This window comes from Microcystis sp. 0824, from assembly GCF_003112475.1.
Taxonomy (GTDB): domain Bacteria; phylum Cyanobacteriota; class Cyanobacteriia; order Cyanobacteriales; family Microcystaceae; genus Microcystis; species Microcystis aeruginosa_C.
The window spans coordinates 67863-74894 of sequence record NZ_BDSM01000053.1 but is presented as its reverse complement, the minus strand read 5'-3'; the positions used below and the strand labels follow the sequence as shown (position 1 = coordinate 74894).

6 protein-coding genes are annotated in these 7032 nt (G+C 44.2%); 1 reads left to right on the top strand and 5 read right to left on the bottom strand.

Annotated elements, in window-relative coordinates; translation table 11 throughout:
* Positions 1–215 precede the first annotated feature (215 nt).
* Together N0824_RS17715 and N0824_RS17710 are read right to left on the bottom strand one after the other, a co-directional pair.
* The gene (locus tag N0824_RS17715; protein ID WP_108937707.1) at positions 216–890 is read right to left on the bottom strand and encodes a TIGR04283 family arsenosugar biosynthesis glycosyltransferase; all 675 of its coding nucleotides are present in this window, start codon (positions 888–890) and stop codon (positions 216–218) included.
* Positions 877–1080 (bottom strand): hypothetical protein, encoded by a 204-nt coding sequence (locus tag N0824_RS17710; RefSeq protein WP_108937706.1) that lies wholly within the window; start codon positions 1078–1080, stop codon positions 877–879. Before N0824_RS17710 ends, N0824_RS17715 begins: the two co-directional genes overlap by 14 nt.
* A 41-nt stretch (positions 1081–1121) precedes the next feature.
* Here N0824_RS17710 and N0824_RS17705 point away from each other — a divergent pair, with 41 nt between their 5' ends.
* Complete coding sequence (locus N0824_RS17705; protein ID WP_046662953.1) at positions 1122–1538, top strand: CoA-binding protein; 417 nt, start codon at positions 1122–1124, stop codon at positions 1536–1538.
* 47 nt (positions 1539–1585) lie between these two features.
* On the opposite strand, the gene N0824_RS17700 is transcribed toward N0824_RS17705, so the two are convergent.
* From N0824_RS17700 to N0824_RS17690, 3 genes are all read right to left on the bottom strand, one after another.
* Complete coding sequence (locus N0824_RS17700) at positions 1586–3439, bottom strand: iron uptake porin (RefSeq protein WP_108937705.1); 1854 nt, start codon at positions 3437–3439, stop codon at positions 1586–1588.
* Positions 3440–3968: 529 nt separating this feature from the next.
* The gene (locus tag N0824_RS17695; protein WP_108937704.1) at positions 3969–5345 is read right to left on the bottom strand and encodes a cobyrinate a,c-diamide synthase; all 1377 of its coding nucleotides are present in this window, start codon (positions 5343–5345) and stop codon (positions 3969–3971) included.
* Between the two features lie 384 nt (positions 5346–5729).
* Positions 5730–6953, bottom strand: coding sequence for an NAD(P)/FAD-dependent oxidoreductase (locus tag N0824_RS17690; RefSeq protein ID WP_108937703.1), 1224 nt, complete (start codon positions 6951–6953; stop codon positions 5730–5732).
* Positions 6954–7032 lie beyond the last annotated feature (79 nt).

The window sequence follows — 7032 nt, the reverse complement described above, 5'->3', positions numbered from 1 at the left end:
CCAATAAGTAATGCTTACCCCCCCCCGCATTTTTGATAATTTTTGTTAATAGCTTGGCCATGGAAACCTCTTCTTTGGTAGGGTTTCTTCGATTGTATAATTGTATTTGCCTCTCTTGGATATTGGCTGAAAAATGTTCACAATTTCACATTTTGGGCAACGCCTGCGCCCCTACATTGCACAATGACCTAAAATACTTTTTAAGCAAGCCTTTATTACCATAAACGATAAAAACTTTTCAACAAACTAGGCGGAATTTTTAGATAATAACCAATAATTATTAATTGATTAACTAAGGTGGTTTTGCCAACTCCTAATTTTTGCCAACGTCTTGCCGAGGTAATCACCGGAGCAGAAACTATGGCTATTTTACCCCTTTTTTTCAATCTTTGTATTAATTCAAAATCTTCCATAATTGGCAACTCAGGAAAACCGCCCAAATCGGCCAAGATTGAGGCTTTTAAAAATATTCCTTGATCTCCGTAGGGAAGGGAAAGCCAGCGAGAACGCCAATTAACTAATTTTTCCACTAAACGCAGGGTTTTTTCCTCTCCATCAATTTTTAATTCAAAAGCTCCCGCTACTATCCCAGATTGGGATAAAGTATTGATAATTTGTTCTTGAAATTCATGGGGAAGTAAAGTATCTCCGTGCAGAAATAACAAAATATCTCCTTTCGCTATTTTAGCTCCTAAATTCATCTGAAATGCACGACTTTTAAGAGAAGAAATAATTACTTTCGCTCCCAATTGTTCGGCTATTTCTCTGGTTTTATCGGTACTTCCCCCATCGACAACAATAATTTCTACTCCCGCGCCTATCTGTTTTAACGTTGCTGCAATTCTTAACTCCTCATTAAGAGTCGGAATGATAACACTAAGATAATTCATCAGGTTTTGTACTAACTAAAGTCAGAGGATTTAGGGGCAACCATCGGGTAAATTTTCCTAGAGATACCGAGGGATTGATTGGGATTGGTAATAACTGTTTTTCCAGTAAAAAAGTTAAACATTGCTGCCAGTTTTCCAGAGTGGCTAAAGCTGCAGTTAAAAGTCGATACCAAATTAGGTTACACTTCATCTTTATGAGAAACGAAACTATGTTCTAAGATAGGTGGGACAATGCCGAATATTAAAGGAGACGATGGTGCGCTCAAAACCATCTTCAGCAATAGTAAAATTATCGCAGTGGTCGGGCATTCTGAGAAATCGAGTCGCGCCAGCTATCAGGTGGCCAAATTCCTGCAAGCGGTGGGTTATCGAGTCTATCCTGTCAATCCGATGGTCCAGCAAATTGACGGTCAAAGCTGCTATCCTTCTCTAGAGGCTATCCCCGAACCCGTGGATATTGTTAACGTTTTTCGTCATCCTGATTATTTACCTGAAATTGTCGAGTCAGCTATTGCTATTCGGGCTGCTACTCTTTGGACACAATTGAAAATTTATCACCCAGTTGCGGAAAAAAAAGCGATCGAGGCGGGTTTAAATGTGATTATGGACGCTTGTATCCAGATAGAATATCAGCGTTTATTTGCCTAAAACAAAACCCCACCTATGGTGGGGTTTTGGGTTTAATTTAGGAAATCCTAGAAGGTAAAGGTGCCGCGAAGGGTGCCAATCCACTCGTTACCAGTGCCTTTGAACTGTTCAGGTGCAGAAATCCAGATGACACCGGGGGTGATAGAAATATTGTCGGTGACTTGGTACTTGTAGAACAATTCAACGTGGTAGGGAACGATGTTAGATACTTTTAGACCCATGTCTCGGAAGCTTAAATGACCGATGTAGGGCTGCGCACCAGCAAACAGACCTAAGATATTTCCTTCTTTACCTAAGTCGGGGAAGGCAATACCAGCACCGTAAGTCCACACTTCCGCATCACCGAGACCGAGTAAGCGCACGGTGGAGTAGGAACCGAAGGCACTCAAGCTGGCGAAACCAATATCCACTGCACCAGTTAAACCGTAGCTATTGGATACTTTGGCTCCGAAGTTGAAGAAACCAACTTCATCCTGTAGGGTGACGCTACCCGGATCGTTGCCGTTGACGTTGAGCAGGGTATTTAACTGAGTTTGGGAAAGGTTAGCGGCAGAAGTCCCCGTTGCACCGAAGGAACCACCGTTACCGAAGATGGCGGTGTCAGCACTTTGGTAAGCGTTAACGTAGGTAAAGCCAAGGTTCAAGAAGTTGAAAAGATTGGCATTAATCTGTGCTAAAGCGGCGTAGTCCCCGTTAAAGAGACCGTTGCCCGGATTGGGATCAGCAGGGGAAGTAGCGCCACCGGCTAAGTAACCCAAAGAGAGGGAAGTCGGACCAAGAATGCTTTGGAGGAAGCCTAACTGTAGGTTAACACCAGCACCAGAACCGCCACCGATGCGGTAGATGGGGTTTTCGGAAGCGAAGGTAGATAGCGCACCATTACCACCGTCGAAGTCTTCAAAGAAGGGGTTAGTGGTGGGAACGAAGTCATTCCAAATACCGCCCCAAGCGGCGACGTAGGTATTGAAGCGACCAAAACTACCTAAGTCAATCGGGGTATAGTAGGCCAACCAGTCGATAACCACATCGCTACCGTTACCGGCACCGGTCCAAGTTTGGGATAGGGAAGGGCTTTGCAGGTTATCGAATCTGACGGAAGCGGGATCACCATTTTGTAGTGTGGTGGTCGATTTGTAATCAAATCCGAAGCGAGTGGCACTACCCGCCGATAAACGGGTTTTCAATGAGTCCTGACCGGTGAAGCTCGTGTTAAACAGCAAACGAGCGCGGTATTGCATGGCGGCCTGGGAGGCGGGGCTGCCCGCACCAGCCGTATCGGTAATGGCGAAGATAACTTCCCCAGCTAATTTGGTGGTGGTGGAGAATTGATTATTTTCGAGGAAAGACACCCGGCCTTCTAAGTTGTCAACTCTAGCTCCTAAAGCTGCTAACTCGGCTTGGAACTCATCCATCAAGCGCTTGAGGGCATCTAAGTCTTCCTTGAGGACGTTGACACCATCTTGAATTAAACGTTCCATCACGTTTAAGCAAGCGTTTAAACCAGCCGCAAATTCCCAACGGGTTAAAGCTCGGTCGCCCCGGAAGGTGCGATCGGGATAACCAACAATACAACCATAGCGCTCCACAAGGCTTCTTAGGGCTTCATAGGCCCAAGCTGTGGGGGAAACATCGCGCAGTTGGTTAACGCTGGTGACTTGATCGATGCTGTTGCCTTGTACGGGTGCCACTTGACCTTCGTTACCGTACCGTTCGATCTGATTGAGTAGTTCGCCAGTTCCTGCACCATTGTCTTGAACTTGAGCGATTTCTAGATTGTTAAATTCGGTAGAAACACTGGTAGATTTGACGGGCTCGAAGCTACTAGCATTAGCGGAAGCTACCAGGGTAGCCCCTAAAATCGCTGGGCTAACCAGCAATGATTTCCAGAACATTCTTAACATGATGGTTTTTTCCTCACACCTTATAGGTTGACTACACAGTTTGATTACGCATATAGCCTTTCTATTCTTTTGCCATTATACACGATTTAATTGTTTAGGGAAAGATGCGATCTCATTTTTTCCCTTGACCGGTTGACAAAGTGGCCACCCTGTCGATTCTAACGGCACTTAAACAAAAACTAGAGGTAGGTTAAAATCCTTACAGAGAAAAGACTTAAGCTCAAACAACAGGCTCGTCTAGACGAGTCCGGCAAGGTTCTGGGGTTTCCCCGTCGCCTAGCAACCCTCAAAAACTATCCGCCCTTACCAATTGCTCGGTAAGGGCGGTGTAGCGGGTCATCGGAATCGACACCAGACTGCCGGAAGGAACTCCAGCTAGTCTAAATCTTGTTTAGACGTGGGGGTCTAGAGAACAGCCCCGGCGCACAGCCGGCTATTGTCGATTAGGAGACCCATGCTTTTACTACTTTCTACCATCGACATCACCTCCTGTATCCCTTAACGGATTGATTATCAAATTTATCTGCAATCAGCTTAACGCAGCTGTTCGGAAAAAATCAAGGCCGGCAGCTAAAAATTTTTTCGGCAGACTGAGATTAGCCCCAAAATGGAGGTGGAGATAGGAAGCGTGCAGATTCTTACCTTGCCACCCTTCGCCATTGATAGCACCCTTGGGGAATGGTTGCAGTTGGTAAATCGGTGCGTCGCTTACCCCGCTTAATTGGGAGCGATGGAATTCATGGCCGCGCACTGGTTGACCTGCTTTGAGCAGGATCGTCTCCTCTTGCGCGATGGCTTGTCGATAACCTAGGGTTAACTTCGGGGACATTATAGCAGATTGGGGGATTATTCGCAACATAGAATGATTTTTTTGCTCAAAATCCACTATTTTGTCACATAAATACATTAATCCCCCACATTCGGCGTAGGTGGGCATTCCAGATGCGATCGCTTTTCTCACCTGAGTTAGGATAGGGGTGTTAGCGGCTAATTCCGGGGCAAAGATTTCGGGAAAACCGCCACCAAAGTACAATCCTTGCAGGTTTTCGGGCAAATTTGCTCCTTGCAGGGGACTCCAAAAGATTAATTCCGCGCCTAAATTGGCTAAAATATCGAGATTATCGGGATAATAAAAGTTAAAAGCCTTATCTCTGGCAATACCGATACGGATAGGGGCAAAAAGCTTATTTGCTTCTGGGGGATTTTTCGGGTTCTCTTGGGGAGAAATAGTCAGTAAAGGCAAGAGAATGTCCCAATTAAAGCAGTTTTGGGCAATAGAAGCTAGTTGATCTTGCAGTTCCCTGATTTCTCCTAGTTCATCCCTGGGAACTAATCCTAGATGGCGATCGGGAATTGTCAGGGAATCTTGACGACGCAAAACCCCGACAATCGGCATATTGATGGATTCTAGGGCGGTTTGCAGTAATTGCAAGTGGCGATCGCTACCAACCCGATTGAGGATAACTCCGGCTAGATGGAGATTTTTATCTAAAGATTGATAACCGCGGACAATAGCGGCGACCGAGGTAGATAAACGACTACAATCGATAACTAATAGCAGAGGAAGCCCTAAAATACGGGCAATATGGGCGGTGCTGGCATAATCGGGAAATTGAGTATCGCTTAATTGAATGCCATCAAATAACCCCATTACCCCTTCAATCAGAGCATAATCGACATTTTGACAATGTTGGGCAAAACAGGTTTTTACATAGTCTTCGGAAGTTAAAACCGGATCGAGATTGCGACAGGGGCGACCGGTAAAATGGGTATGGAACATGGGATCGATATAATCGGGCCCGACTTTAAAAGATTGCACTCGATCGCCACGACTGATTAAATAGGCCAAGATTGCCAGAGTAATCGTCGTTTTACCGACTCCGCTTCTTTCTCCTGCGATGATCATTATTAGTTGTTTTTTTTCGAGATCGAGCTAGACTTAATTAACCTGTTACACAATCAAGTTTCAAGCTTGCCAACGGCTAATAGAGTCAATTTTGGTCGCTAACTGCTCCCTGTGTCAATCGACTTTTTTATTAGCGGCGAAATCAATTTTACGACGTTTAATACCAAATCCCTTTTTAATAGTGTGATTAACTCTCAAGTTATGAATTGTTTCTCCCCACACCCCACACCCCACACCCCACTATCCTATACTTTTTAAACAGGATTTAGTATAAGTAGGGCTGGCTGAATAAATCTAAAAACCTTGTTGAATAAGACTTTTATCCCAAATCCCTTTTTAATAGTGTGATTAACTCTCAAGTTATGAATTGTTTCTCCCTACACCCTACACCCTTCTATTGCCCATAGCTTGTCCGGCGAGATAACCAGTGGTCCAAGCACTTTGAAAATTAAATCCTCCCGTGACTGCATCGATATCTAGTACCTCCCCGGCAAAATATAACCCCGGACAGATTTTACTTTCCATAGTTTTAAAATCCACTTCCTGAAGATTCACTCCCCCAGAGGTGACAAATTCCTCCTTAAACACCCCTTTTCCTTTAATTTGATATTCCCCTTGCTGTAATTCAATCATCAATCGATTGAGAGTATTTTTAGATAATTCGGCCCAGGGAGTTTCCGGGTTAACAGTCAAGTAACTTAATAAACTCTGCCAAAGACGCTTAGGTAACTGCTCAAAGGGACAATAATTAAAAAGTTTTCTTTTGGGATATTCACTTTTAGTTTGTAAGATAATTTCTCGCAATTTTTCAGGATGATAATCCCCCAACCAATTAAGTATTAAAGGCATTCGGTAATGATGCTCGTGAAGCACCCGCGCTCCCCAAGCAGAAAGTTTTAAAATAGCCGGGCCACTAACTCCCCAATGGGTAATTAATAAAGGTCCGATTTGTTCTAATTTACTTCCCCCAAGACGAACTCGCACTTTATCCACAGTAACCCCTAACAAATCTTGCAGACGAGGATCGGCAATTTGAAAGGTAAATAAAGAAGGCACAGGAGAGACTAGAGAATGACCTAAATCTTGAGCGGTACGATAGCCAAAAGGATTACTTCCCGTAGCAATTAAAAGCTTATCTGCCCTAATTTGCTCATCTCTTTTTAATTCAATTAAAAAACTTTCTTCCTGTTTTTTAACCGATTTAACTGGGGAATTTAGCCTTAAATTAACCCCAGCAAAAGTCGCACTTTCCCGCAGACAATTAACAATAGTTTCAGAATTATCGGTGCTGGGAAACATTCGCCCATCCGCTTCTGTTTTGAGTTTTACCCCTCGCAATTCAAACCATTTAATAGTATCTTGGGGTTGAAACCGACTAAAAGCTCCCCGTAGTGCTTTGCCACCGCGAGGATAATAATTAACTAATTGGGAAACGTCAAAACAATGATGGGTGACATTACAGCGTCCCCCTCCCGAAATCCGCACTTTCGCCAGAGGTTCTTTTGCTGCTTCTAGGATAGTAACGCCAGCTTTTGGGTTAGATTCTGCCGCTTTAATTGCGCCAAAAAATCCCGCTGCCCCGCCACCAATTACGACTATTTGAGTCATATAAGTAAGTGGTTATAATTAAATTGAAGATAGATTTTGTCTTTGATCCCCCCTGCCCCCCTTGATAAGGGGGGTGCCG

Coding starts and splice junctions, on each gene's coding strand:
- N0824_RS17715 (WP_108937707.1), bottom strand. CDS start 890: ATGAATTATCTTAGTGTTATCATTCCGACTCTTAATGAGGAGTTAAGA.
- N0824_RS17710 (WP_108937706.1), bottom strand. CDS start 1,080: ATGAAGTGTAACCTAATTTGGTATCGACTTTTAACTGCAGCTTTAGCC.
- N0824_RS17705 (WP_046662953.1), top strand. CDS start 1,122: ATGCCGAATATTAAAGGAGACGATGGTGCGCTCAAAACCATCTTCAGC.
- N0824_RS17700 (WP_108937705.1), bottom strand. CDS start 3,439: ATGTTAAGAATGTTCTGGAAATCATTGCTGGTTAGCCCAGCGATTTTA.
- N0824_RS17695 (WP_108937704.1), bottom strand. CDS start 5,345: ATGATCATCGCAGGAGAAAGAAGCGGAGTCGGTAAAACGACGATTACT.
- N0824_RS17690 (WP_108937703.1), bottom strand. CDS start 6,953: ATGACTCAAATAGTCGTAATTGGTGGCGGGGCAGCGGGATTTTTTGGC.